This is a genomic window from Microbulbifer rhizosphaerae (genome assembly GCF_014191725.1).
GTDB lineage: Bacteria > Pseudomonadota > Gammaproteobacteria > Pseudomonadales > Cellvibrionaceae > Microbulbifer > Microbulbifer rhizosphaerae.
In genome coordinates, this window is record NZ_JACHWZ010000004.1 from 236,287 (window position 1) to 260,255 (window position 23,969).

The window sequence follows — 23,969 nt, forward strand, 5'->3', positions numbered from 1 at the left end:
GGTATCAATAGTCGAAATGCCAGTTGATCGACGCAAAATCGAAACCCGGATTGGGCCTATTGGTGTAGCCGTTAGAAAAATGGCTGTAACGAAGCGACAGTACATCGCCGCCGGGCAGCCGGTAGCCGCCGGCAAAGTGCAGGGCGAAATTCCATTTGGTACTGAGGTCGATTGTGCCGAAACTTTGATTGGACAGGTAGGCGGCACCCACACCGGCCTCGGCAAAAAAGCCCTGGGGGGCCGCTTTCGGGTACCAGCGCAGTACCGGTTTCAGCTCCAGGATATTCTGGTGCTGGGTCTCTCCGCGGTGCTCTTTCCACAGGCGCGAGTAGCTGCCTTGGAACCACCATTGCCAATTGTTATCGCCGATTACATATTCCGCGAAGCGGCGGGAATAATTGATACCGATCATTTCCGCGCTGGCAATGGAGTGCCGCTGGATCATTGCTTCGTCGTCCATGCCCTTGCCGGCACTGACAACCAGTTCCTGTTCTGCATGGGCGGGAGAGGAGATTAAAAAGACGCACAACAGCGCGGCGGCCGGCAATCGAACCATGACTTATCACTATTTAAATCGACAACCAATAAGCCTAGCGGGATATCGGCCATTGGCAAGACCTATTTCACTCACCGACTGCCAAGCACTTCTCACCGCCACTGCCGCTTCAGTTGGCGCAGCGCATCCGAGTGCAGTTGGCGCGCACGCTCCTGGCTGAGGCCCAGTTGCTCGCCGATAACCCTGAAAGAACAGTCCCGGTCGGAGACGAGCCCGTAGCGCAGGTTGAGTACGGTGCGCTGGCGCGCCGGCAGCCGCGCGACGGCTTCGCGCAGGCGCTGGGCCAGTTCCTGGTTGGTGACCAGTTCATCGGTATTGAAGAGTTCGTCCGCCGGCGCGTAGTCCAGGCGGGTGCTGTTCTGGTCGTCGGTCACCGGTTCGTCGAGGGAACCTGTGGGGCCGGGCAGTTTGAGCAGGCTCTGTACCCGTTCCAGGTCCAGGCCGGTGTACTTCGCCAGGTTTTCGTCCGAGGCGGGCAGGCCCTCCGCACGCACTTGGCCGATGGCGCGGTAGATGGCGCGCAGGTCATCCTGCACATTGGCGGGCTGGCGCACCAGATCGTCGTTGCGGCGCAGGGCCAGCTGGATCTCCTGCTGTATCCACCAGTAGGCGTAAGTGGAAAAGCGGTAGCCCATCTGTGGCTTGAAGCGCTCGATCGCCTTCATCAATCCCACGTTGCCCTCCTGGATCAGATCGATAAAGGGCACTGAGGGGTTGCGGAAGCGCTTGGCGATGGCGATCACCAGACGCAGGTTGCACTGGATCAGTTTTTTGCGCTGCTCCTGGAAACGTCGCAGCAGGCTCTGCATGGAGCTGCGATCACGTTGGGGCAGCTTGCGCTCGGCGAGCAGATCCTCGGCCCGGGCGATGATCAGGCCGTGATCATAGGCGCCGGTGCTGCCGCGCTGCTCCACTCCTTCGCTGCGAAGCTGTACCAGCTCGATGCCGCGCTTCTGCAGCAGGGCGATCAGCTTGTCTTCCAGTTCACGCAGCAGGCAGGTGGTGGTGTGTTCCTCTTCCGGAGTCAGCAGTTCCAGCCGGTACAGATGCTTGAGATAGGTCTGCATCGGCGTGCTGCTGCTCTCGGAGACGGACTCCTCGGCGGCGGATAACTCCGCCGGATCGAGTGGCTCGGTATCCGGGGGAACATCGGGGCCGGTGGGTTCCTCCGGAAGGTTGTTCCGGGGGAACTGTTCATCTGTGTCCTTCAGCCATTCTTCATCCCTTGAGTAAAAGTTTTCTCGGGACAAGTGCGTAGACCTTCTGTTGGCTGTGCGACTGACTCGCGGACCTCCGTTTTGGCGGCCGTTTGGCGCCTAATTCGTGGTCCGGTTCTCTTGAATATAGATGAATGTAGAATTCTGCGCCTGGATAAGAGTGACTGGGAGGTTTTGCTGGTGCGTGGGATTGGGGGAGTGGTCAGTCGGTACGGTTGGCGCGGATGTCGTAGCTGAAGTCGATGTTCTCGGCCACCCGCAGCGCGCCCAGGGCGGCGCGGAAGGGCTGCAGCTCCAGCTGTCGGTGGCTCAGGGCAAACTGGCCCCGCGCGCGCAGCTGTCGTCCGTCGAACTCCACTGTGGCGGGCAGGCGCACGGCAATGCTGCGGCCCAATATCCGGATGGTTACCGGAATATTGACCTGTTGGCCACTGCTGACCACGGCGCTGCCGCTGAGTTGCACCTGGGGAAACTGGTCGCCTTTCAACAGCTTATCGCCCAGCATATTGGCGCGGGTACCGGCGACTGCCTTGGCCGAGGGCTGTGCGGAGAAGTCCTCGCCGTAGTGGCTGCGTAGCGCCGGGCTGTCCACCACCAGCGCCGCTACCGGTATGTTGAGCTCGAAGCTGGACTCCTGCGGTGGCGTCTCCAGTTGGACACTGCCGCTGACGCCACTGGCGGAGATCACGTGATTGTGTCCCAGCCCGGAGAGGACCCCGGCGCGATATACGCGCCAGTGGATGTCGGAGGCGGCGGAATCTATCCGGTAGCTATCGGTTGCGGCACCGGCCGCGGTAGAAATAAAGCACAGCAGGAAAGTGAGCAGCGACAGCCGTTGGTGATACATGGCGGAATCCTTTTTCCCTGGGTGCGCGCCATCATCGGAGAAAATATTTTCCGCGGCAACGGAATTTCATTCCTGACTTTTCTATTTCACGCGCTTTACCCGCATACTGCGCCCGCCATCGGCCTGCTTCATAAAGAAGGAGCCGAACAGTGCCCGCTCGACGATTACGATATCGCCGCTTTTCCAGTTCACCCGGGTGCTGTCGTTCTGCCGCCAGACCTGGCCGTTGGTCAGGGTGATCTGCAGTTTTCCATAGGCGGCGTCCCGGATTTCAGCGATCGTGGCGTTGATGGAATCCGGTGCCTCCTCGGCGATCTGCTGCTGCTCGCGGCCGAAGCTTTGTTCCGCCCGTTGCTCCAGGCCGCTGCCCAGCGCGTCGTAGCAGGCCAGTCGCTCGCTGTCGTTTTGCATCCCGGCGCAGCGCTGCATTTGATCGGCGAGGGAGTCGGCACCGGCAGTACCGGCAAGTAAAAGCCAGGCAATAAATAGAAGACTTCTCATAATGACAGTTTCGCTAGTCGAGTGTGCTGTAAGGTACTAATTGTGTATATCAGCGGGCCGCTAAGCGGCCAGATGCAAGGCACATTTGCGCCGGCATAGTCATCTATGTCAAGCAAATGCAACGCCGCAGATGGCTGCTTAGCGGCCCGCCCAGGGTGCCCCCCAATCGTCCACAGCTGCACACTAGAGGCGGATTCTGCCTCACAGGTAGTGACCAGACAAACGGAAACGTGCTGAAAATCACATTTTTGGCCTGACCGGCGTGGAACAATAGGTTCCGTCTAAAACCATAAATTCGAACTATCAGGGGTTGGAAAATGAAGAAACTCATTATTCCCGCAATCGTCATCGCCGCCGTCGGGGGCTATTTTTACTACCAGAATATGGAGCCCGCCACCGCCGAGAATGAAATCGTAAAAGAGATGGATGCCGCGATGGAAGAGGCCGACGTGGCCGAAACGGAAGCGGCCGAAGAAACAGACGTCATTGCCACCAATGATACGGCAGAGGCGGAGGACGACATATTCGCCGACGCGCCCGAATTGATGGAGGAGGATGCCGAAGACGCCATGGAAGCCGCTGCCAGCGAAGCGGAGGAAATGGCCGAGGAGGCCATGGACGAAATGCCGGAAGACGAGATCGATCACGCGGAAGAGTAATTTTCCAGAGATTAAAAAATACCCGGGCAGCCCCCGGGTATTTTTTCTGTTCCACCCCCCACCCCCCACCCCTGCCTCTCCTGAGTATTGAACGGCCGCCCACCGCATCTGCGCATCTGTCCGGTACGGAGGAGACCCTACCTGTCCTATCCGGAGTCCACTTCTTCTACAATGTCGGCGAAGAAAGCAGTGATTGGAAAATTACGACGTGAATAACAACAGCAGCCAGTTGCTGCACAAGCTGCGCCAACTGCTGCCCCGCGAGCGGCTGCTGACCGAGCGCGAGCAGTTGGCGCCTTTCGAGAGCGATGCGCTGCCGGTTTACTGCGAGCGCCCGCTGGCGGTGGCGCTGGCGGAGTCGGAAGAGGAAATCGTCACCGTGGCGCGCCTGTGTGGCGAGCACCGGGTGCCGCTGGTATCCCGCGGCGCCGGCACCGGTCTTTCCGCCGGAGCCAAGCCCCACGGGCGGGGTATTCTGCTGGTCACGGCGCCGATGGACCGTATCCTCGCGATCAACACCCACTCACTGACCGCCCGGCTACAACCGGGAGTGCCCAATTTGCAGATCTCCCAGGTCGCGGTCCGGCACGGGCTCTTCTATGCGCCGGACCCCTCGTCGCAAATCGCCTGTTCCATTGGCGGCAATGTGGCGGAGAACGCCGGCGGCGTGCACTGCCTGAAGTACGGCGTCACCGTGCACAATGTGGTCGGCCTGCGCCTGGTGACCTGGGACGGGGAGATACTCACCTTTGGCGGCGAATGCCTGGCGCAGCCGGGCTACGACCTGCTGGCACTGGTGCACGGCTCCGAGGGCTGCCTGGGAATCGTTAGCGAAATCACAGTGAAACTCACCCGGGTACCCGCCGAGACGCGCACCCTGATGGCGGATTTCGCCAGCATTGGTGCCGCCGCTGACGCCGTGTCGGCCATAGTGCGCGCCGGCGTGGTGCCGGCGGCGCTGGAGATGATGGACGCCCTGGTGATCTCCGCCACCGAGGCGTTCTGCCAGGCCGGCTATGACCTGGATGCCGCGGCCATTCTACTGATCGACCTGGACGGCGATCCCCTGGAGGTGGATGCGGAAGCGGCGCTGGTGGAAGCGGTGCTGCGCAAATTCCAAGCCACCCGAGTGCAGCGGGCGCAGGACGAAGACCAGCGCCAGCGATGGTGGAAGGGGCGCAAGAGCGCCTTCCCGGCCATCGGCCGCCTGGTGCCGGACTATTACTGCATAGACGGCACTGTACCGCGCCACCGCATCGGCGACGTGCTGCAGGCCATTGCCGAGTTCGCCGAGGGGTACCGTTTGCGGGTGGCCAATGTGTTTCATGCCGGCGACGGCAACCTGCATCCGATCATCATGTTCGACGGTCGCGAGCCGGACGCGCTGGAACGGGTCGAGGCGCTGGCTGCGGATATTCTGGAGTATTGTATCCAGGTGGGCGGCACCATTACCGGCGAGCACGGAGTGGGTACGGAGAAATTCAACCAGATGGCGATTCAGTTTGGGGATGCGGAAATAGAGCAGTTCCTGGCAGTAAAAAATGCCCTGGATCCGCACGGGTTGCTGAACCCGGACAAGTTGATTCCCTCGCTGGCGCACTGCCGCGAGTACCGTGTGTTGAGAAAAAAACATGATTGAGCCGAACTGTGTACAGGAAACTGTAGGGTGGGAATTCATAGAGATGCTCCGTGGCTGAACAGGATCGCACCCAGGAATTGCAGGCCGCGCTGGAACAGGCGCTGGCCGGGGACATGCCGGTCGCAATCCGCGGCGGAGGCAGCCGTGCTCATTTCAATCTGGCACCGGGGGACAATCCGCTCAGCGCAGCCGCGCACCGCGGCGTGATTGACTACCAGCCGGACGAACTGATGTTGCGCGTGCGTGCGGGCACGCCCATCGCCGAACTGGAAACGCTGCTCGCCGCTGAGGGGCAGCGCTTTGCCGCAGATATTCCGCAACCCGCCGAGCACAGCACCATAGGCGGTGCCATCGCCTGTGGCTGGGACGGCCCGGCGCGCCCCGCCGGCATGTCCCTGCGCGACACTGTGCTCGGCTGCCGCATGTTGAACGGCCGCGGCCAGTTGGTCAGTTTTGGAGGCCAAGTGATGAAGAATGTCGCCGGCTATGATCTTTCAAGACTGCAGGTGGGCGCTCTCGGCACCCTGGGTGTATTGCTCGATGTATCCCTGCGCCTGCTGCCGCAACCGGAGTGCACGGAGAACCGCAGCTTTACTGTAAGCGCCGCGCAATTGCCGGACTGGTGGGAAAAACTGCGCGCGCTGCGCCCGCTGCTGCGCGCCAGCTGTTTTGTGGGCACGAGTGGCTCGGTGGACGCCGGCGGCTTGATGGAGGGAAAGCTGCACCTGCGCCTCAGCGGGCGCAAGTCGGCCCTGAAAGCGGCGCTGCAAAAGCTGGGCGGTGAGCCGAGCGCCTTCGACTGGCGCGCGTTGCGGAACCTGCGCCACGAATTCTTTAGCGCCCCGCAACTCGCCTGTGTTGTCCTGCCGCATTTCGCAGAGTTGGATATTCCCCTTGAGGAGACCCTGATCGACTGGGAAGGCGCGCGTATCTGGGTGCCCAACGGCGATGGCGTGGCCCTGCAGCGTGCGGCGGCGAAGCGGGGCGGGTTTGTGCGTGTACTGCGCGGCCCCACGCTTCCGGTAGCCAACGGTGCTGGGGACTGGCCGCGGCGGATCAAAGATGCTTTCGATCCCCGGGGGCTGTTTAACCGCGAACTCTTTAATACGTATTTCGGTGGAGGGCAGGCATGCAGGTAAAACTGCTCGACGGACTGCTGGAAGAGAGCGATGCGCAGCGCGCCGAGCAGGTGCTGAACGCCTGCGTGCACTGCGGCTTCTGCACCGCCACCTGCCCCACCTATCTGCTCGCCGGCAACGAACTGGACAGCCCCCGCGGGCGTATCTACCTGATCAAGGAAATGCTGGAAACCGGTAGCGCTGGAGAGCTGACCCGCACCCACCTGGACCGCTGCGTGACCTGCCGCAGCTGTGAGACCACCTGTCCTTCCGGGGTGGAATACCACAAGCTGGTGGCCATAGGCCGGGCCACCAGTGAGCGTCTGGCACCGCGCAACGTTTTCCAGCGCGGCCTGCGCGTCGCACTGCGCAAGCTGATGTTGTCGCCGCGGCTGTTTGGCGGCCTGCTCGCCGTGGGGCGTTTCGTTTCACCGCTGATGCCGGCTTCCCTGCGCCGGGTGTATTTCCCATCACGCAAGGGCGCCCGGCCGCTGCCGGGCAAACCGGTGGGTGCCCGGACCGCGGCGGTGATTCTACTGCCCGGCTGCGTGCAGCCGTCGCTGCGCCCGGAAATTGACACTGCTTTTGCGCGTATTCTGGGCTTCTTCGGTGTGCCCTTATTGCAACCGGCCGCCGCCGGCTGCTGTGGCGCGGTCAGTCAGCACACCAGTGCTGAGGAGGAGGCGCGGGACCTGGCGCGAAGGAATATCGACTGCTGGTGGAAACTTGTGCAGAACCGCGAAGTGCGCGCCATAGTTTCCACTGCGACAGGTTGCGGCGCCCAGTTGCATGACTATCCGTTGTTGCTGGCCGATGATCCGCACTACGCGGCGCGGGCGCAGGCGCTGAATCAGCTGATGCGTGATCCGGTGGAGCTGCTGGAGGAATTGCTGCAAGAGAAATCCCTGCGCTTGCCCGCCGATGCCCTGATCGGCAGTTTTGCTTTCCACTGCCCCTGCACTCTGCAACACGGCCTGGGTTTGAACGGCCGGGTGGAGCGACTACTGGCGGGATTTGGTCTGGATCTACCGCAGATCAATGACGCGCATTTGTGCTGCGGTTCCGCCGGCACCTATTCGATATTGCAGCGGAAATTCTCGCAGGCGCTGCGTCGCAGGAAGTTGGCCAATCTGCAGGCGAGCGAGCCGCAGACCATTCTCACCGCGAATATCGGCTGTCTGCTGCATTTGCAGGGAGGTACGGAGACGCCGGTGCGCCATTGGTTGGAGCTGGTGGCGGAGGCACTGCCAAACGATTAGCACAAGAGTATAAATTGACTGTGTTTTGTAGGAGCGGCCGCTGGCCGCGATCGGCCAACACTACGAAGTGAAGCCGATCGCGGCCAGCGGCCACTCCTACAGGTGGTGCTGTTCGATTACGTCGTGATCGTGAAGTGAAGGGGAATTTATTTCGTCTTTCCCTGTTTGTTGTTCTCCACCCGCTGCAGCGCCAGACGCAGAAATCCGTCCGCCTCTTTTAGTGCGCGTTCCGCGGCTTCTCTGTCCAGGCCGCTCAGAATCATCATGATCGCCAGCTTGGCATTGTGGCCGCACTGGCTGAGTACCCGGTCCGCTTCCTCGAACGACACGCCGGTGGCCTCCATCACAATGCGCCGCGTGCGCCCGACCAGCTTGGCGTTGGTGGCCTTGACGTCCACCATCAAGTTGAAAAAACTCTTGCCCAAGCGAATCATGCTGGCGGTGGTCAGCATATTCAGTACCAGTTTTTGCGCGGTGCCGGATTTCATGCGGGTGGAGCCGGTGAGGACTTCCGGGCCTACGTCGGGCAGTATGGCGATATCCGCCTCATCGGCAATGGCGGCGGTGGGGTTGCAGGATAGCGCTACCGTGGTGCATCCGAGTTCGCGCGCGTAGCGCAGGCCGCCGATCACATAGGGGGTGCGGCCACTGGCGGCGATGCCCACCACCAGGTCGCGGGCATTCAGGTTGATATCCTGCAGGTCCCTGCGGCCCAGTTCCGGGTCGTCCTCGGCTCCCTCCTGGGCACGCAGGAAGGCGGCCTCGCCGCCTGCGATCAATCCCACCACCATATCTTCGCCGACCCCATAGGTCGGCGGGCACTCCACGGCGTCCAGAATGCCCAGGCGACCACTGGTGCCGGCGCCCATATAGATCAGCCGGCCGCCCGCTTTGAATGCTTCGGCAATCGCGTCCACCGCCGCGCCGATTTGCGGCAGCACTTGGCCCACCGCCCGCGGCACCTCCCGGTCGGCCCGATTGATCTTTTGCAGGACTTCCAGTGTCGGCAGCAGGTCTATGTCCAGGGTGTCGGGGTTGCGCGCTTCGCTGGTGAGGCCGCCGAGTTCGCGGATCAGTTCGGGGTCCACGGATTTATCCCCCCTTGTCGTGGATATCCAGCTTTCAGAATAGGGTCCCCCGGGCGCGGTTACCAGTGGCGGTGAAGCCCAGCGGCACCGATCGACCCTGCCGCCTGTGGCCGTCCGGGAAAAACCTGATCGGTAAATATTTCCCGGATGGCCACAGGCGGCAGGGCCTTACATTGTGCCCGGTGAAACGGCTGCGCTATTTGGTCTGGGCGTTGAACTGCTTGCCGCTGACGCCGAGGCTGTCTTCTCCCATCAGGTACAGGTAGGTGGGCATTATTTCTTCCGGTGTGGCCACCGTCTGTGGATTTTCCGCCGGGTAGGCAGCGGCGCGCATATTGGTGCGGGTGGCGCCGGGGTTGATGCTGTTGACGCGGATGCTGGAGACACCGTCCAGTTCGTCCGCCAGCACCTGCATCAGGCCTTCGGTGGCGAATTTGGATACCGAGTAGGCGCCCCAGTAGGCGCGGCCTTTGAGGCCGACGCCGGAGCTGGTAAAGATGATGGAGCCCGCTTTGGAATTCTCCAACAGTGGCAGCAGAGTTTTGCTGAGGCCGAAGGCGGCGTTGACGTTGACCTGCATCACCTGTTGCCAGGTGGCGAAGTTGTAGCTGGCGATGGGGGTGCGCTGGCCGAGCAGGCCGGCGTTGTGCAGCAGGCCGTCCAGGCGGCCGAATTCCTGATCTACTGCCTCGGCGAAGTGCTCGAAGTTTTCGATGCGCGCCTCGTTCAGGTCCATGGGAAAGATCGCTGGCTGCGGGCCGCCGGCGGCCTCGATTTCGTCGTAGACCGCTTCCAGTTTAGGGGTAGTGCGCCCGAGCAGGATCACCGTGGCGCCGTGGGCGGCGAAGGTCTTTGCCGCCGTCTTGCCGATTCCGTCGCCGGCGCCGGTGACCAGGATGATTTTGTCCTTGAGCAGGTCTTTGGGGGCTCGATAGTCGCGGACAACTTCAGACATGCAAATTCCAGAGTTTGTGGTGTATCCGATCGCGGTCAGCGGCCGCTCCTACAGAGCTTCGCCGAGTCCCCGGTCCCGAGTACCGATTCCCATCTTTTCAATGTAGTGCTGCTGCAGCAGGGGCCAGATTTCTTCCGCGGAATCCACCAGGTGGTCGGCGTTCCAGCCGGCCGGATCGTCGCCGTCATCGATATAGCCGTAGCTGCAGGCGATGGTGGGCATGCCGGCGGCGCGGCCGGCGTCGATATCCCGCGGGTGGTCGCCCACGTAGATGGCCTCTTCGGGGTGGCAGCCGATCTGTGCGCAGGCGAGCAACATGGGCTCCGGGTGCGGCTTGCGGTTGACCACGTGTTCGGGGCAGATGACCGCGCCTACCGCGGGCAGGTGAGGGAATGCGCGCAGCAGCGGTGCCGTGTAGACGAGCGGTTTGTTGGTGACTATGCCCCAGGCGATATTGGCCGCGGCCAGTTGACCGAGCAGGGGCTCTATGCCGGGGAAGGGCAGGGTCTTCACCGCGAGGTGGCCCAGATAGAGGTCGAGGAATCGCTTGCGCAGGGATTCGAACTGGGCGTCGCCCTCTTGTATGCCGAAGCCCAGTTCGACCATGGCGCGGGCGCCGTTGGAGACCACGGCGCGAATGGCGGCGTCCGGCAGCGGCGGCAACTGCTCCTGCTGGCGCAGCTGGTTCAGGACGTGGATAAAGTCCGGCGCGGTATCGAAGAGGGTGCCATCCAAATCAAACAGTACTGCTTTCATAATCTGTGTAAATCGTACTTCTGGCTGCGTTCAGGCAGGTTTGACCGCGTGCAGCAGGTAATTGACGTCCACGTTGCGGGGATTCAGCTTATAGCTGCGGGTCAGTGGATTGTAGGTCATGCCGGTGATGTCGCGGATTTCCAGTCCCGCGTCACGGAGCCAGGCGCCCATTTCCGACGGGCGGATAAACTTGGCGTACTCGTGAGTGCCCTTGGGCAGTATTTTCAGTACATATTCCGCGCCCACCACCGCGAACAGCCAGCCTTTGGCGGTGCGGCTGATTGTGGAGAAGAACAGGTGGCCGCCGGGTTTGACCAGGTCGGCGCAGGCGCGGATTACCGAGGCGGGGTCGGGTACGTGTTCGAGCATTTCCAGGCAGGTGACGATATCGAAGCTCTCGGGCTGCCCGGCCGCCAGTTCTTCCGCGGGGATGCGCAGGTATTCCACCTGTGTGCCGCTCTCCAGGGCGTGCAGCTTGGCTACCTGGAGGGGCGCTTCGCCCATATCGATGCCGGTCACCCGGGCGCCGCGCTGGGCCATGGCCTCGGCCAGGATACCGCCACCGCAACCCACATCCAGCAGCTCTTGGCCGGCCACCGGCGCGCGCTGGTCGATATAGTTGGCGCGCAGGGGGTTGATCTCGTGCAGCGGCTTGAACTCGCCCTCGCGATCCCACCAGCGGCTGGCGAGTTGCTCGAATTTGGCGATTTCCGCGGGGTCGACGTTGGTCATGGACTTTCCGTTACTTCGTTCGGCCTTTTGGTGACTCGGATGACAGTCCCGGGCGGCTGCGCCTTCGCATCTGGCTTCGTCCCGGGTTCCCCTTCAAACAAGGCCCGCAATTCTATCACGCCACTCCCGAGCCCGCTGGACCAGCTCCACTTCGTTGAGGGTCTGCAACTGGCGGCCCTTCAGCAACTGCCGGCCCGCCACCCAGACATCCGTGACCCGTTGTCCACAGTTGGTATAGATCAACTGCGATACCGGGTCGTGCAGGGGCTGCTGCTCCAGGGCGCTGAGATCCACCGCCGCCAGGTCCGCGCTCTTGCCCACTTCCAGGCTGCCGGCGGTGTCCTCGATACCCAGGGCGCGCGCGCCATTGATGGTGGCCATGGCCAGAGCCCGATGGGCGGGCAGGGCGGAGGCGTCACCACTTGTCGCCTTGGCCAGGAGGGCGGCGGTGCCGGCTTCGGAGAACAGATCCAGGCTGTTGTTGCTGGCGGCGCCGTCGGTCCCTAAGGCCACATTCACCCTGGCGGCGAGCAGCCGGTCCACCGGGCAGAAGCCGGAGGCGAGCTTGAGGTTGGATTTGGGGCAGTGGGCTACGTGGGCGCCGCTCTCCCGCAACAGCTCGATGTCCCGCTCGTTCACTGCTGTCATATGTACGCACAGAGTCTGGGGCCCGAGCAGGCCCAGGCGCTGCAGCCGCTCGGTGGGGCGCTCGCCGGTTTCCGCCAGCGCGCGTTCCACTTCGCTGGTGGTTTCGTGCAGGTGCATCTGAACCGGCACCTGCAGCTCCGCGGCGTAGATGGCGATCTTCTCCAGGGTGGTATCGCCCACGGTGTAGGGGGCGTGAGGCGCGAAGACCACGCCGACGCGCTCGTGGGCCCGGTAGTCATCGCGCAGGGCCAGGCCCTTTTCCAGGGCGTCGTCGCCGTCGCGGCTCCAGGGGGTGGGGAAGTCGATCACCGGAAAGGCGATCTGCGCACGCATGCCCGCCTCCCGCGCCGCGGCGGCGGTGGCTTCGGGGAAGAAGTACTGGTCGGAGAAGGTGGTGGTGCCACTCCTGAGCATTTCCGCCATTGCCAGCCGGCTGCCGTCGGCGGCGAATTCCGGGTTCACCCATTTCTGTTCGGCGGGCCAGATATGCTGCTCCAGCCACTCCATCAGCGGGCGGTCGTCCGCCAGGCCACGCAGCAGGGTCATGGCGGCGTGGGTGTGGGTATTGATCAGTCCGGGGATCAGGGCATGGCGGTCCAGGCGGATCTCTTCTTTCGCCCGGTAGCGCTCAGAGGCCTCCGCCGAGGGCAGAAGGGCGAGAATCTTTCCCCCGTCGATTGCCAGGGAGCAATTTTCGAACACTTTTTGTTCGGGGATGACGGGAACAATCCAGCGGGCGTGTATCAGTGTGTCGATCATGTAGGTTGTAGTAGGCAGTGTTGACGATTGGCGGATGATACCAGTCTTGGCCCTCGGTGCATGTAAGTTGGGGGAGTGGCGGTCCCGCTGCCGACGGCCGTTCGCTCAACAGCCTCATCGGCAAATGTTTCGCGAGCGGCCACCGGCATCAGGGCCTTCGCATCTGACTCCGTTATTCTTTCCCGGGTCCCTATGCTGTCGGCTGGCCTAAAACCTGCCATCCCTGGCGTAACCTCGTTGCCTTTGATTTGGCCCCGGCCCCGCCATCCATGGCGGGTCGCTGAGCAGCGCACAGCACTGTGCGCTGTATACGCGCAGCCCAGCCCCAGTCCCGAAACTGTGGTAGAATCGCCCGCTTATCCGGCCCCGGTACAGGGCCCGCGTTATAAAAAGGAACGCCGTAGACCATGGGCGAATTAGCCAAAGAAATCTCTCCGATCAATATCGAAGAAGAACTCAAGCAGTCCTATCTAGACTATGCGATGAGCGTGATTGTGGGCCGGGCGCTGCCGGATGTGCGCGACGGCCTGAAGCCGGTGCACCGGCGCGTGCTCTTCGCCATGAGCGAACTCAAGAACGACTGGAACAAGCCGTACAAAAAATCCGCACGCGTCGTGGGCGACGTCATCGGTAAATACCATCCCCACGGGGATACCGCGGTGTACGACACCATCGTGCGTATGGCCCAGCCTTTCTCCCTGCGCTATATGTTGGTGGATGGCCAGGGCAACTTCGGTTCCATCGACGGCGACAGCCCGGCGGCCATGCGTTACACCGAAATCCGCATGGACAAGCTGGCCCACGAGCTGCTGTCGGACCTGGACAAGGAGACCGTCAACTTTATCGACAACTACGACGGCTCCGAGCGGATGCCGGAAGTGTTGCCGTCGCGGGTGCCCAACCTGCTGGTGAATGGCTCCTCAGGCATCGCGGTGGGCATGGCCACCAATATACCGCCGCACAATATGAGCGAAGTGGTGCGCGGCTGCCTGGCGCTGATCGACAACCCGGAGTTGTCCATCGACGAACTGATGGAGTATATCCCCGGGCCTGACTTCCCCACCGGTGCCACCATCAACGGCCGCGCCGGTATCCTGATGGCCTATCGCACCGGCCGCGGGCGCATCTATGTGCGCGCCAAGGCGGACGTGATTCGCGATGACAAGACCAATCGCGAGACCATTATCATCACCGAGATTCCCTACCAACTGAACAAGGCGCGCCTGATCGAGCGCATCGCCGAGCTGGTGAAGGAGAAGAAGATCGAGGGTATCTCCGAGTTGCGCGACGAGTCCGACAAGGACGGCCTGCGGGTGGTGATCGAGCTGAAGCGGGGTGAGCTGGGGGATGTGGTACTCAACAATCTCTACTCCCAGACCCAACTGGAGAATGTGTTCGGTATCAATATGGTGGCGCTGGTGGACGGCCAGCCCAAGGTGCTGAACCTCAAGCAGCTGCTTGAGTATTTTGTCCGCCACCGCCAGGAGGTGGTGACCCGTCGCACCGTGTACCTGCTGCGCAAGGCCCGCGAGCGGGGGCATATCCTTGAGGGCTTGGCCATCGCCATCGCCAATATCGACCCGGTGATCGAGTTGATCAAGGCTTCGTCGACACCGACGGATGCCCGCGAAGCGTTGCTGGCCAAGGGTTGGCCGGTGGGCGAGGTGCAACAGTTCCTGGAGCGCGCCGGCGCCGACGCCTGCCGCCCGGACGACCTGCCCGCGGAGTTCGGCCTTCGTGACGGCGCTTACTATCTGTCCCCAGCCCAGGCCCAGGCGATCCTGGAGTTGCGCCTGCACCGCCTGACCGGTATGGAGCACGACAAGCTGCTCGCCGAGTACAGCGAGCGCCTGGAGCAGATCGCCGGATACCTGCATATCCTGGGCAGCTTCGAGCGCCTGATGCAGGTGATCCGTGAAGAGCTGGAGACTCTGGAGAAAGAGTTCGGCGACGCGCGCCGCACCGACATCGTCGCCTCCCGCCTGGATCTCACCGTGGAGGACCTGATCACCCCGGAAGACAAGGTGGTGACCATTTCCCACGGCGGCTATGCCAAGAGCCAGCCGCTGGCGGATTACCAGGCCCAGCGCCGCGGCGGCATGGGCAAGTCCGCCACTCAGGTGAAGGACGAGGATTTCGTCGAGCACCTGCTGATTGCCAATTCGCACGACACCATTCTGTGTTTCTCCAATAAAGGAAAGGTGTACTGGCTGAAGGTTTACGAAGTGCCCACCGCCGGCCGCGCTTCCCGCGGTCGGCCGATGGTCAATATGCTTCCGCTGGAAGCGGACGAGCGCATCAGCAGTATGTTGCCGGTGTCTGAGTACGACGAGAACCACTTTATTTTCTTCGCCACTGCCAACGGCACGGTGAAGAAAACCCCGCTGACCGCTTTCTCCCGCCCGCGCAGCGTCGGCCTGCGCGCGATAGAGCTGGAGGAAAGCGATCGCCTGGTGGCCACTGCGATCACCGACGGCGAGCGCGATGTTGTGCTGTTTACCAGCGCCGGCAAGGCGGCGCGCTTCTCCGAGAGCAATGTGCGCTCGATGGGCCGCGTGTCCCGCGGTGTGCGGGGTATCCGCATGGCCGAGGGCAAGCAGGTGATCGCCATGGTGATCCCGGAAGAGGGCGGCGCGGTGATGACCGTGACCGAAAACGGCTACGGCAAGCGCACTGCCATCGAGGATTTCCCCACCAAGGGCCGCGGCACCCAGGGCGTGATTGCGATGGCGGAGAGCGAGCGCAACGGCGAGTTGGTAGGCGCCTGCCAAGTGCGCCCGGGCGAGGAGATCATGCTGATTTCCGATCAGGGCACCCTGGTGCGCACCCGCGTGGACGAGGTCTCTGTGCTGAGCCGCAACACCCAGGGTGTGCGGGTGATCCGCCTGAAGGAAGGGGAGCACCTGGTAGGGCTGGCCCGTATCCAGGAGAGCGAGGAAGCCGAAGAGGGAGAAGAATAATTCTTTTCCAGTACTTACAAAAAGGCTGCGTTGCAACGCGGCCTTTTTTGACCCGGCCCCGAGAGGTTTGTCAATTTCTGTAGGGTGGGCAAAGCGGAGCGTGCCCATCGGCGCTGAGTGCCAGTAAGTGGGCTTATAGACGGCCCTGCTACCGGGGGCTGTTTGCGGGACACGGGCTGGGCGCCCCCCCGTGAATCCATCCCTGGATGGCTTGTCCGCGAGGTCCCTCTCGCAGACAGTCCCGCAAACAGCCCCCGGCATCAGGGCCTTCGCATCCAGGTCAATGTCTTGTTTGAAATTCGTTAAATTGAGATCTGTATTTGCAATGAGAAAATACAATTTCTGCTCCGGCCCCGCCGCACTGCCCGAACCGGTACTGCTCAGGGCCCAGGAAGAACTGCTGGACTGGGAGGGGCGCGGTTGCTCGGTGATGGAGGTGAGCCACCGTTCGCCGGAATTCGAGGCCGTGGCCGCGCGTGCGGAACAGGACCTGCGCGATCTGCTCGCCATCCCGGACAATTATAAGGTGCTGTTTCTGCAGGGTGGTGCCACTGCGCAGTTCAGCGCCGTGCCCTGGAACCTGCTGGGCGCCGGGCAAAAGAAAATCGATTTTATCCACTCGGGGCAGTGGGCGAAGAAGGCGATGGAGGAGGCCGGGCGTTACGGCGAAGTCAATATCGTCGCCTCCAGCGAGGATCGCAATTTCAGCTATGCGCCGGCGGCGGACAGCTGGCAGCAGAGCGAGGACGCGGCCTATTTCCATTACGTCCCCAACGAAACCATCGGCGGGGTGGAGTTCGGTTATGTGCCGGAAGTGAGTTGCCCGCTGGTTGCGGACATGTCCTCAAGTATTCTGTCACAGCCGATTCCTGTGGAGAATTTCGGGGTGGTTTTCGCCGGTGCACAAAAAAATATCGGCCCTTCCGGTATTGCAGTGGCCATAGTGCGCGACGATCTGCTGGACCGGGCGCTGCCGGATATTCCCCGCAGCCTCAGCTGGAAAGTCGCCGCGGACGCCCATTCCATGGATAATACGCCGCCGACTTTTGCCTGGTACCTCTCCGGCCTGGTGTTCCAGTGGCTGAAAGAGCAAGGGGGCGTGTCGGCCATGGCGGAGCTGAGTTGGCGCAAGTCTGCGCTGCTGTACGACTTTGTCGACCGCAGTGATTTCTATTCCAGCCCGGTAGCCGAGGGCAGCCGCTCGCGAATGAATATACCCTTTGTGTTGGCGGACGAGCGGCTGGACAAGCAGTTTTTGCAGGAGTCGGAAGCCGCCGGACTGCTGAACCTGAAGGGCCATCGATCAGTGGGCGGCATGCGCGCTTCGCTCTACAATGCGGTGCCGGTGGAGGCGGTTGAGGCGCTGGTGAATTTTATGGCCGATTTTGAGAAACGCGTGGGCTGATGCCGTTGGGTTGAGCGACAGCCTCGCTGCAAAGGTCCTGACAGCAGGACTGCCCATCTATCTATTGGAACAGGTTGGATGTCTGAACAATCGAACAACATCGATCCGCGCCTGCTGGAATTGCGCGACCGCATCGACGAAATCGACGGGGACATCGCCCGCTTGATTTCCGAGCGGGCGGAGTGCGCACTAAAGGTAGCGGAAGTGAAAAAAGCCACCGGCGGCGATGCTCTCTTCTACCGCCCCGAGCGCGAGGCGCAGGTGCTGCGCAAGGCCATGGAGCGCAACCAGGGGCCGCTGACCGACGAGGAGATGGCGCGGCTGTTCCGCGAGATCATGTCCGCGTGCCTGGCTCTGGAGGAGCCGGTCAAGGTGGCCTATCTGGGGCCGGAGGGTACCTTTACCCAGCAGGCGGCGCTCAAGCATTTCGGCAACTCCGCCCAGTGCCGGCCGCTGGCAGCCATCGACGAAGTATTCCGCGAGGTGGAAGCGGGCGCGGTGAATTATGGTGTGGTGCCGGTGGAAAATTCCACCGAGGGGGTCATCAATCACACCCTGGACAATTTCATGACGTCGAACCTGGTGATCTGCGGCGAGGTGGAGCTGCGTATTCACCAGCACCTGATGATTTCCGATATCACCCGCGCGGACGCGATCACCCGGATCTATTCCCACGCCCAGAGCCTGGCCCAGTGCCGCAAGTGGCTGGACTCCCACTACCCCAATGTGGAGCGGGTGGCGGTGGCCAGCAATGCGGAGGCTGCCAAGCGAGTGAAGGGCGAGTGGAATGCGGCGGCCATCGCCGGCGACATGGCGGCGGAACTCTACGGCCTGAAGGTACTGGCGGAGAAAATCGAGGATCGCCCTGACAACTCCACCCGCTTCCTGATTATCGGTTCCCAGGCGGTGCCGGCCAGCGGCGACGACAAGACTTCGCTGATGGTGTCCATGCGCAATGAGCCGGGTGCACTGCACGACCTGCTGGAGCCATTCCAGCGCCACAAGATAGATCTTACCCGGGTGGAAACGCGGCCGTCGCAATCCGGTAACTGGACCTATGTATTCTTTATCGACTTTGTCGGCCACCGGGATTCGGAAAATGTTGCCGCAGCCCTTAAAGAGGTGGGAGCCGGCGCTTCGGATATGAAGATATTGGGTTCCTATCCGCGCGGGGTATTGTAAGTGCCCGACAGAGCGATTGGCCGGCTGGTGGTCGTGGGCGTCGGCCTGATCGGCGGCAGCCTCGCGCTGGCGTTGAAAGCCGCCGGTGCCTGCCGCGAGGTGATCGGCGTGGCGCGCCACCGGCGCACCTGTGAACAGGCGCTGGAGTTGGGAATTGTCGATCGCGCCGTTACCGAGCTGACCGAGGTGCTGCCGGAATTGGGGCCCGGCGACCTGGTGTTTGTCGCCGTGCCCACGCTGGCGGTGGAGGAGGTGTTCGGGATTCTGCGCGAACACCTGCCCGCTGGCGTCACGGTAACCGACGGGGCCAGCGTCAAGGGCAGTGTGGTTGCGGCGGCTAAAAGGGTTTGGGGCGAGGTGCCGGACTTCCTGGTGCCCGGACACCCCATCGCCGGTTCCGAGCAGAGTGGCGTCGCCGCCGCGCGGGACGATTTGTATATCGCCCACCGCATTATCCTCACGCCGCTGGAGAACACCGGGCCGGAGCATTTGCGGCGCGTCCGGCAACTGTGGCGGGCGGTGAATGCTGAAGTGCTGGATATGCCCGTGGAAGAGCACGACGAGGTGCTCGCCGCCACCAGCCATCTGCCCCATGTGATCGCGTTCGGCCTGGTGGACACCCTGGCCCACGACGCCGAGAACGAGAACATTTTCCGCTACGCTGCGGGGGGCTTTCGCGATTTCACGCGTATCGCTTCCAGTGATCCGGTGATGTGGCGGGATATCATGCTGGCGAACCGGGATGCCATTCTCAAGGCAGTGGATCTCTACAGCGCCAATCTGTCCTCCCTGCGGGCCGCCATCGCCGCCGGCGACAGCGACCAGCTGATGGGCGTGTTTACCCGCGCCAAGGCGGCACGGGATCATTTCAGTAAAATGTTGGCCAAAAAAGCGTACACAGAATCTATGAAAACACAGGAAGTTACTTTTATCGCGCAGCCGGGCGGCGCCGTCGAAGGCAGCTTGCGGGTCCCCGGCGACAAGTCCATGTCCCACCGCTCCATTATGCTGGGCTCCCTCGCCGAGGGTGTGACCGAGGTGGAGGGGTTCCTCGAAGGGGAGGACGCCCTGGCAACCCTGCAGGCGTTTCGCGACATGGGCGTGGTGATCGAGGGACCGGCGAACGGCCGCGTGGTGATTCACGGCGTGGGCCTTCATGGCCTGCAGGCGCCGCCGGGGCCGCTGTACCTGGGTAATTCCGGTACCTCCATGCGCCTCCTTGCCGGCCTGCTCGCCGGACAGTCGTTCGATGTGACCCTCACCGGTGACGAATCCCTGTCCAAGCGCCCCATGAACCGCGTGGCCGACCCGCTGAGGGAGATGGGCGCGGAGATCGAAACGGGGCCGGATGGCCGCCCGCCACTGCAGATCAAAGGTTCGCGCAAGCTGCAGGGCATTGACTACCAGTTGCCGATGGCCAGTGCGCAGGTGAAATCCTGCGTGCTGCTCGCGGGCCTGTACGCCGAGGGGGAGACCTCCACCACCGAGCCGGCGCCGACCCGCGATCACACCGAGCGTATGCTCACCGGTTTCGGCTATTCAGTGCAGAGGGATGGCGCCCGCGCCAGTCTGAGCGGCGGCGGCAGGCTGGCTGCCGGCAAAATCGATGTGCCGGCGGATATCTCCTCCGCGACCTTCTTTATGGTGGCGGCCAGCATCGCTCCCGGTTCAGATGTGCTGCTGGAGCATGTGGGTATCAACCCTACCCGTGACGGCGTGATCAATATCCTGCGCGCCATGGGTGCGGACATCACATTGCAGAACGAACGCGAAGTGGGCGGTGAGCCGGTGGCGGATATCCGTGTGCGCTACGCGCCGCTGAAAGGTATCCGTATCCCCGAGGACCAGGTGCCGCTGGCGATCGACGAATTCCCGGCCATCTTTGTTGCTGCCGCCTGCGCCGAGGGCGAGACGGTGCTGACCGGTGCGGAGGAGCTGCGGGTCAAGGAGAGCGACCGTATCCAGGCCATGGCGGACGGTTTGAGTATCCTCGGTGTCAACGCCGAGCCGACGCCGGACGGCATCGTCATCCAGGGGGCGGGCGAGGGCGCCGCCTTCGACGGCGGCACCGTGGATAGCCTCGGTGACCACCGCATCGCAATGGCCTTTGCCGTGGCGTCCCTGCGCGCCAGCGATACCATACGCATATTGCACTGCGCCAATGTGGCCACCTCCTTCCCGGATTTTGCCGGGTTGGCAACCCGCGCAGGACTACGCTTGCAGCTCGGTTAGCCGGGAGCGCCGAGCTCCAGCTCCGCACGCGAGCCACAGGCTCGCCTTTAGTCCCGATCGCGGCCAACGGCCGCTGCTACAGAAAGAGAATTACGTAAATCAGACTATGAGCGAAACAGACAACCAGCCCCCGGTAATCACCATCGACGGCCCCAGCGGCTCCGGCAAAGGCACCATCGCCAAGCTGTTGGCAGAGAAGCTTGGCTATGCCCTGCTGGATTCTGGCGCTCTTTACCGTCTCACCGCGCTGGCGGCGCTGGAACGCGAGGCGGACCTGACTGATGACGCCACCCTCACCGAGATTGCCGACGGGCTGGATATCCGCTTCGAAGTGTGCGATGGCAAAGCTGCGGCACTCCTGGAGAGCCGGGATGTGACTGACGATATCCGCCGGGAGCGGGTCAGTATGGCCGCGTCCAAGGTTGCGGCCATGCCGGGGGTGCGCGCCGCGCTGTTGCAGCGCCAGCGGGACTTCCGCCAGCCCCCCGGGCTGGTGGCGGATGGGCGGGATATGGGCACCACGGTATTTCCCGACGCCCCGGTCAAGATATTCCTCACTGCCAGCGCCGAGGAACGCGCGCGGCGGCGCTTCGCACAGTTGCGGGAGAAGGGGGTTTCTGTTAGCCTCCGCGACCTGCTGGAGGACATCCGCGCCCGCGATGCGCGCGATACAAACCGCGCCGCCTCTCCTTTAGCTCCCGCGGAAGACGCGGTGGAGCTGGACAGTACGGGCATCGATATCGAGGGTGTCCTGCAGCGGGTGCTACAGCTGGTGCGCGAACGCACATAGAGCGACAGCAGACAAAGTTTCCAACGACAGCGGCCGGGATCAGCCAGAATCGCCCGGCCGTTGTTGTAATCCGACCCGCGTGCTGGCAGCGCGGTGGGGTTCGGACTGGTGGTTGACTAAACTAAAAACCTGAGTTTGCGGCTCAGGTTCGAGTCATCATCGGTCGGGCCCGACTATATAGGTAATGTAATGAGCGAGAGCTTTGCTGAACTTTTCGAAGAGAGCCTGAAGAGCGTAGAGATGTCCCCCGGTTCCATCGTGACCGGTGTGGTGATCGACGTGGACAAGGACTGGGTGACCGTACACGCCGGCCTGAAGTCCGAAGGCGTTATTCCCTCCGCCCAGTTCATGAATGACAGGGGCGAGATCGACCTGCAGGTGGGCGACGAAGTCCAGGTGGCCCTGGAAGCTGTGGAAGACGGTTTCGGTGAAACCCGCCTGTCCCGCGAGAAGGCCAAGCGCGCCGAAGCCTGGAAGATCCTCGACGCGGCCCACGCTGCCGACGAAGTGGTCAAGGGTGTTATCAGCGGCAAGGTCAAGGGCGGCTTCACTGTCGACGTGGCCAATATCCGCGCGTTCCTGCCCGGCTCTCTGGTAGATGTGCGTCCGGTTCGCGACACCGCGCACCTGGAAGGCAAAGAGCTCGATTTCAAGGTCATTAAACTGGATGCCAAGCGCAACAACGTGGTGGTGTCCCGCCGCGCGGTTATGGAAGCTGCGAACAGCGAAGAGCGCGAAGCGCTGCTGGCCAGCCTGCAGGAAGGCATGACCGTCAAGGGTATCGTGAAGAACCTGACCGACTACGGTGCCTTCGTGGACCTGGGCGGTATCGACGGCCTGCTGCACATCACCGATATGGCTTGGAAGCGCATCAAGCACCCGAGCGAGATTGTGAATGTCGGCGACGAGATCGACGTAAAAGTCCTTAAGTTCGACCGCGAGCGCCAGCGCGTATCCCTGGGCCTGAAGCAGCTGGGCGAAGACCCCTGGGTCTCCATCAAGCAGCGCTATCCGGAAAACAGCCGCGTGAAGGCTGTGGTGACCAACCTCACCGACTACGGCTGCTTCGCCGAGCTGGAAGAGGGCGTCGAGGGCCTGGTGCACGTCTCCGAAATGGACTGGACCAACAAGAACATCCATCCGTCCAAAGTTGTCAACGTTGGCGACGAGGTCGAAGTGATGATTCTGGACATCGACGAAGAGCGCCGCCGTATCTCCCTGGGTATCAAGCAGTGCCAGGAAAATCCCTGGGATGCCTTCGCGCGCATGCACGCCAAGGGCGACAAGATCTCCGGCAAGATCAAATCCATCACCGATTTCGGTATCTTTATCGGCCTGGACGGCAGCATCGACGGTCTGGTACACCTGTCCGATATCTCCTGGAACGAAGCTGGCGAAGAAGCCGTGCGCAAGTTCAAGAAGGGCGATGAAATCGAAACTGTTATCCTGGGCATCGACTCCGACCGTGAGCGCATCTCCCTGGGCATCAAGCAGCTGGAATCCGATCCCTTCTCCGACTACGTGACCACCAACGATCGCGGCAGCATCGTGACCGGCACCGTGAAGGAAGTGGACGCCAAGCAGGCGGTCATCATCCTGGCGGACGAAGTGGAAGGTGTTCTGCGCGCCTCTGAAATCAGTCGCGACAAGGTGGAAGACGCCCGCAACGCTCTGAAAGAAGGCGAGGAAGTGGAAGCCAAGATCACCAGCGTGGATCGCAAGAACCGCGTGATCAGCCTGTCCATCAAAGCCAAGGACCAGGACGACGAGAAGCAGGCGGTTAAGGACCACAGCAAGAAGCAGGCCGAGCAGGTACAGCCGGCCACCATCGGCGACCTGATCAAGGCGCAGATGAACAACAAAGAGTAACTTCTTTGTTATCAAAAGCCCCAGGCTGATTGTCCGGGGCAACTCGAAAGCCGGACCGGGGTTGCCCAGTCCGGCTTTCTATTAGATGATTGCCGCTCTACTCTAGAATAATCAATGACTTACAGAAGGCGACAGGGCGCATGACCAAATCCGAACTGATCGAAAGGATTGCGTTGAGGTTGGATCAACTGCCGGTGAAAGACGTGGAGCTGGCGGTAAAGGTGATGTTGGATTCTATGTCGGAGGTTCTCGCGCGGGGAGAGCGCATCGAGATTCGCGGTTTTGGCAGCTTTTCCCTGCACTATCGCGCTCCGCGTACTGGCCGCAATCCGAAGACGGGAGACGCAGTGTCGCTGGCGGGCAAGTACGTGCCCCACTTCAAGCCGGGTAAGGAACTGCGCGACAGAGTCAACCGGCGCATGCGCGATGAGACGGTAGGCCAAGTATGATTAACTATTGATTTACCTTCCGGAAGATGGAGGTTCCCTTGTCATTCCTGCGCTGGCTGTTGCGTCTCTTCTACGGGTTGCTCGCCCTCCTGTGTATCGCCATCGGGATCTACTTTGCGGTGGACAATCCCGACACCATCTCGCCCAGCCTCGGGGGCTACACGCTACGCTCCGGCAGTGTGGGTTTCTGGCTGATCGCTTTCCTGTTGTTTGGGGTGCTGCTGGGGTTTATCGTCAGCCTGCTGCCTTTCTATGCGGAGCGCCGCCGCGCGCGGGGTCTGGAGCGCCAAATGCAGCGCCTGGAACGGGAACTCCATACGGTACGCCGCCAGGTGTCCGGAGACTAAC

21 protein-coding genes are annotated in these 23,969 nt (G+C 62.3%); 12 read left to right on the forward strand and 9 right to left on the reverse strand.

The annotated features are described in order from the left end of the window. Nucleotides 1-4: 4 nt before the first annotated feature. The 4 genes from FHS09_RS05875 to FHS09_RS05890 all read right to left on the reverse strand — a co-directional run bounded on the left by FHS09_RS05875 (nt 5) and on the right by FHS09_RS05890 (nt 3,121). Nucleotides 5-556 (reverse strand): acyloxyacyl hydrolase, encoded by a 552-nt coding sequence (locus FHS09_RS05875; protein WP_183457704.1) that lies wholly within the window; start codon nt 554-556, stop codon nt 5-7. A gap of 92 nt (nt 557-648) precedes the next feature. Then, complete coding sequence (locus FHS09_RS05880; protein WP_183457706.1) at nt 649-1,806, reverse strand: sigma-70 family RNA polymerase sigma factor; 1,158 nt, start codon at nt 1,804-1,806, stop codon at nt 649-651. Nucleotides 1,807-1,975: 169 nt separating this feature from the next. Further along, entirely contained in the window at nt 1,976-2,620 is a 645-nt protein-coding gene (locus FHS09_RS05885; RefSeq protein ID WP_183457708.1) for a YceI family protein, read from the reverse strand. Between the two features lie 81 nt (nt 2,621-2,701). Then, the gene (locus FHS09_RS05890; RefSeq protein ID WP_183457710.1) at nt 2,702-3,121 is read right to left on the reverse strand and encodes a hypothetical protein; all 420 of its coding nucleotides are present in this window, start codon (nt 3,119-3,121) and stop codon (nt 2,702-2,704) included. Between the two features lie 317 nt (nt 3,122-3,438). Here FHS09_RS05890 and FHS09_RS05895 point away from each other — a divergent pair, with 317 nt between their 5' ends. The 4 genes from FHS09_RS05895 (at nt 3,439) to glcF (ending at nt 7,796) form a co-directional block, all read left to right on the forward strand. Further along, nucleotides 3,439-3,780 carry a hypothetical protein gene (locus FHS09_RS05895; protein WP_183457712.1) on the forward strand — a complete coding sequence of 114 codons (342 nt, stop codon included), beginning with the start codon at nt 3,439-3,441 and terminating at the stop codon, nt 3,778-3,780. Between the two features lie 193 nt (nt 3,781-3,973). Beyond that, on the forward strand, nt 3,974-5,419 hold the full coding sequence (locus FHS09_RS05900; protein WP_221191812.1) for an FAD-linked oxidase C-terminal domain-containing protein: 1,446 nt from the start codon (nt 3,974-3,976) through the stop codon (nt 5,417-5,419). A gap of 50 nt (nt 5,420-5,469) precedes the next feature. Beyond that, on the forward strand, nt 5,470-6,558 hold the full coding sequence (gene glcE, locus FHS09_RS05905; RefSeq protein ID WP_183457714.1) for a glycolate oxidase subunit GlcE: 1,089 nt from the start codon (nt 5,470-5,472) through the stop codon (nt 6,556-6,558). Then, nucleotides 6,549-7,796, forward strand: coding sequence for a glycolate oxidase subunit GlcF (gene glcF, locus FHS09_RS05910; RefSeq protein WP_183457716.1), 1,248 nt, complete (start codon nt 6,549-6,551; stop codon nt 7,794-7,796). Before glcE ends, glcF begins: the two co-directional genes overlap by 10 nt. A gap of 146 nt (nt 7,797-7,942) precedes the next feature. Here the strand turns inward: glcF and murQ are convergent, their stop codons facing one another. The 5 genes from murQ to FHS09_RS05935 form a co-directional block, all read right to left on the reverse strand. Continuing rightward, nucleotides 7,943-8,884: an N-acetylmuramic acid 6-phosphate etherase gene (murQ, locus tag FHS09_RS05915; protein ID WP_183457718.1), complete on the reverse strand. Its 942-nt coding sequence runs from the start codon at nt 8,882-8,884 to the stop codon at nt 7,943-7,945. 196 nt (nt 8,885-9,080) lie between these two features. After that, nucleotides 9,081-9,839 carry a YciK family oxidoreductase gene (locus FHS09_RS05920; RefSeq protein WP_183457720.1) on the reverse strand — a complete coding sequence of 253 codons (759 nt, stop codon included), beginning with the start codon at nt 9,837-9,839 and terminating at the stop codon, nt 9,081-9,083. Nucleotides 9,840-9,887: 48 nt separating this feature from the next. After that, on the reverse strand, nt 9,888-10,595 hold the full coding sequence (locus FHS09_RS05925; protein WP_183457722.1) for an HAD family hydrolase: 708 nt from the start codon (nt 10,593-10,595) through the stop codon (nt 9,888-9,890). A gap of 30 nt (nt 10,596-10,625) precedes the next feature. Further along, nucleotides 10,626-11,327, reverse strand: coding sequence for a bifunctional 2-polyprenyl-6-hydroxyphenol methylase/3-demethylubiquinol 3-O-methyltransferase UbiG (gene ubiG, locus FHS09_RS05930; RefSeq protein WP_183457724.1), 702 nt, complete (start codon nt 11,325-11,327; stop codon nt 10,626-10,628). Between the two features lie 93 nt (nt 11,328-11,420). Beyond that, nucleotides 11,421-12,734: a TRZ/ATZ family hydrolase gene (locus tag FHS09_RS05935; RefSeq protein WP_183457726.1), complete on the reverse strand. Its 1,314-nt coding sequence runs from the start codon at nt 12,732-12,734 to the stop codon at nt 11,421-11,423. 407 nt (nt 12,735-13,141) lie between these two features. Here FHS09_RS05935 and gyrA point away from each other — a divergent pair, with 407 nt between their 5' ends. From gyrA to FHS09_RS05975, 8 genes are all read left to right on the forward strand, one after another. Further along, entirely contained in the window at nt 13,142-15,694 is a 2,553-nt protein-coding gene (gene gyrA / locus FHS09_RS05940; protein WP_183457728.1) for a DNA gyrase subunit A, read from the forward strand. Between the two features lie 325 nt (nt 15,695-16,019). Next, on the forward strand, nt 16,020-17,099 hold the full coding sequence (serC, locus tag FHS09_RS05945) for a 3-phosphoserine/phosphohydroxythreonine transaminase (RefSeq protein WP_183457730.1): 1,080 nt from the start codon (nt 16,020-16,022) through the stop codon (nt 17,097-17,099). Between the two features lie 78 nt (nt 17,100-17,177). Continuing rightward, nucleotides 17,178-18,281 carry a prephenate dehydratase gene (gene pheA, locus FHS09_RS05950; protein WP_183457732.1) on the forward strand — a complete coding sequence of 368 codons (1,104 nt, stop codon included), beginning with the start codon at nt 17,178-17,180 and terminating at the stop codon, nt 18,279-18,281. Next, nucleotides 18,282-20,513, forward strand: coding sequence for a bifunctional prephenate dehydrogenase/3-phosphoshikimate 1-carboxyvinyltransferase (locus tag FHS09_RS05955; RefSeq protein ID WP_183457734.1), 2,232 nt, complete (start codon nt 18,282-18,284; stop codon nt 20,511-20,513). Nucleotides 20,514-20,619: 106 nt separating this feature from the next. Continuing rightward, complete coding sequence (gene cmk, locus FHS09_RS05960) at nt 20,620-21,303, forward strand: (d)CMP kinase (protein ID WP_183457736.1); 684 nt, start codon at nt 20,620-20,622, stop codon at nt 21,301-21,303. A 189-nt stretch (nt 21,304-21,492) separates the two neighbouring features. Continuing rightward, complete coding sequence (gene rpsA, locus FHS09_RS05965) at nt 21,493-23,172, forward strand: 30S ribosomal protein S1 (RefSeq protein ID WP_183457738.1); 1,680 nt, start codon at nt 21,493-21,495, stop codon at nt 23,170-23,172. 140 nt (nt 23,173-23,312) lie between these two features. Then, on the forward strand, nt 23,313-23,621 hold the full coding sequence (gene ihfB / locus FHS09_RS05970; protein ID WP_183457740.1) for an integration host factor subunit beta: 309 nt from the start codon (nt 23,313-23,315) through the stop codon (nt 23,619-23,621). Nucleotides 23,622-23,659: 38 nt separating this feature from the next. Continuing rightward, nucleotides 23,660-23,968 carry a LapA family protein gene (locus FHS09_RS05975; protein ID WP_246394576.1) on the forward strand — a complete coding sequence of 103 codons (309 nt, stop codon included), beginning with the start codon at nt 23,660-23,662 and terminating at the stop codon, nt 23,966-23,968. Nucleotide 23,969 lies beyond the last annotated feature (1 nt).

Bases quoted from the DNA above. Each gene is read 5' to 3' on its own strand.
- FHS09_RS05875 (WP_183457704.1), bottom strand. From the start codon at position 556: ATGGTTCGATTGCCGGCCGCCGCGCTGTTGTGCGTCTTTTTAATCTCC.
- FHS09_RS05885 (WP_183457708.1), bottom strand. From the start codon at position 2,620: ATGTATCACCAACGGCTGTCGCTGCTCACTTTCCTGCTGTGCTTTATT.
- FHS09_RS05890 (WP_183457710.1), bottom strand. From the start codon at position 3,121: ATGAGAAGTCTTCTATTTATTGCCTGGCTTTTACTTGCCGGTACTGCC.
- FHS09_RS05895 (WP_183457712.1), top strand. From the start codon at position 3,439: ATGAAGAAACTCATTATTCCCGCAATCGTCATCGCCGCCGTCGGGGGC.
- glcF (WP_183457716.1), top strand. From the start codon at position 6,549: ATGCAGGTAAAACTGCTCGACGGACTGCTGGAAGAGAGCGATGCGCAG.
- FHS09_RS05920 (WP_183457720.1), bottom strand. From the start codon at position 9,839: ATGTCTGAAGTTGTCCGCGACTATCGAGCCCCCAAAGACCTGCTCAAG.
- FHS09_RS05925 (WP_183457722.1), bottom strand. From the start codon at position 10,595: ATGAAAGCAGTACTGTTTGATTTGGATGGCACCCTCTTCGATACCGCG.
- ubiG (WP_183457724.1), bottom strand. From the start codon at position 11,327: ATGACCAACGTCGACCCCGCGGAAATCGCCAAATTCGAGCAACTCGCC.
- FHS09_RS05935 (WP_183457726.1), bottom strand. From the start codon at position 12,734: ATGATCGACACACTGATACACGCCCGCTGGATTGTTCCCGTCATCCCC.
- gyrA (WP_183457728.1), top strand. From the start codon at position 13,142: ATGGGCGAATTAGCCAAAGAAATCTCTCCGATCAATATCGAAGAAGAA.
- serC (WP_183457730.1), top strand. From the start codon at position 16,020: ATGAGAAAATACAATTTCTGCTCCGGCCCCGCCGCACTGCCCGAACCG.
- pheA (WP_183457732.1), top strand. From the start codon at position 17,178: ATGTCTGAACAATCGAACAACATCGATCCGCGCCTGCTGGAATTGCGC.
- cmk (WP_183457736.1), top strand. From the start codon at position 20,620: ATGAGCGAAACAGACAACCAGCCCCCGGTAATCACCATCGACGGCCCC.
- rpsA (WP_183457738.1), top strand. From the start codon at position 21,493: ATGAGCGAGAGCTTTGCTGAACTTTTCGAAGAGAGCCTGAAGAGCGTA.
- ihfB (WP_183457740.1), top strand. From the start codon at position 23,313: ATGACCAAATCCGAACTGATCGAAAGGATTGCGTTGAGGTTGGATCAA.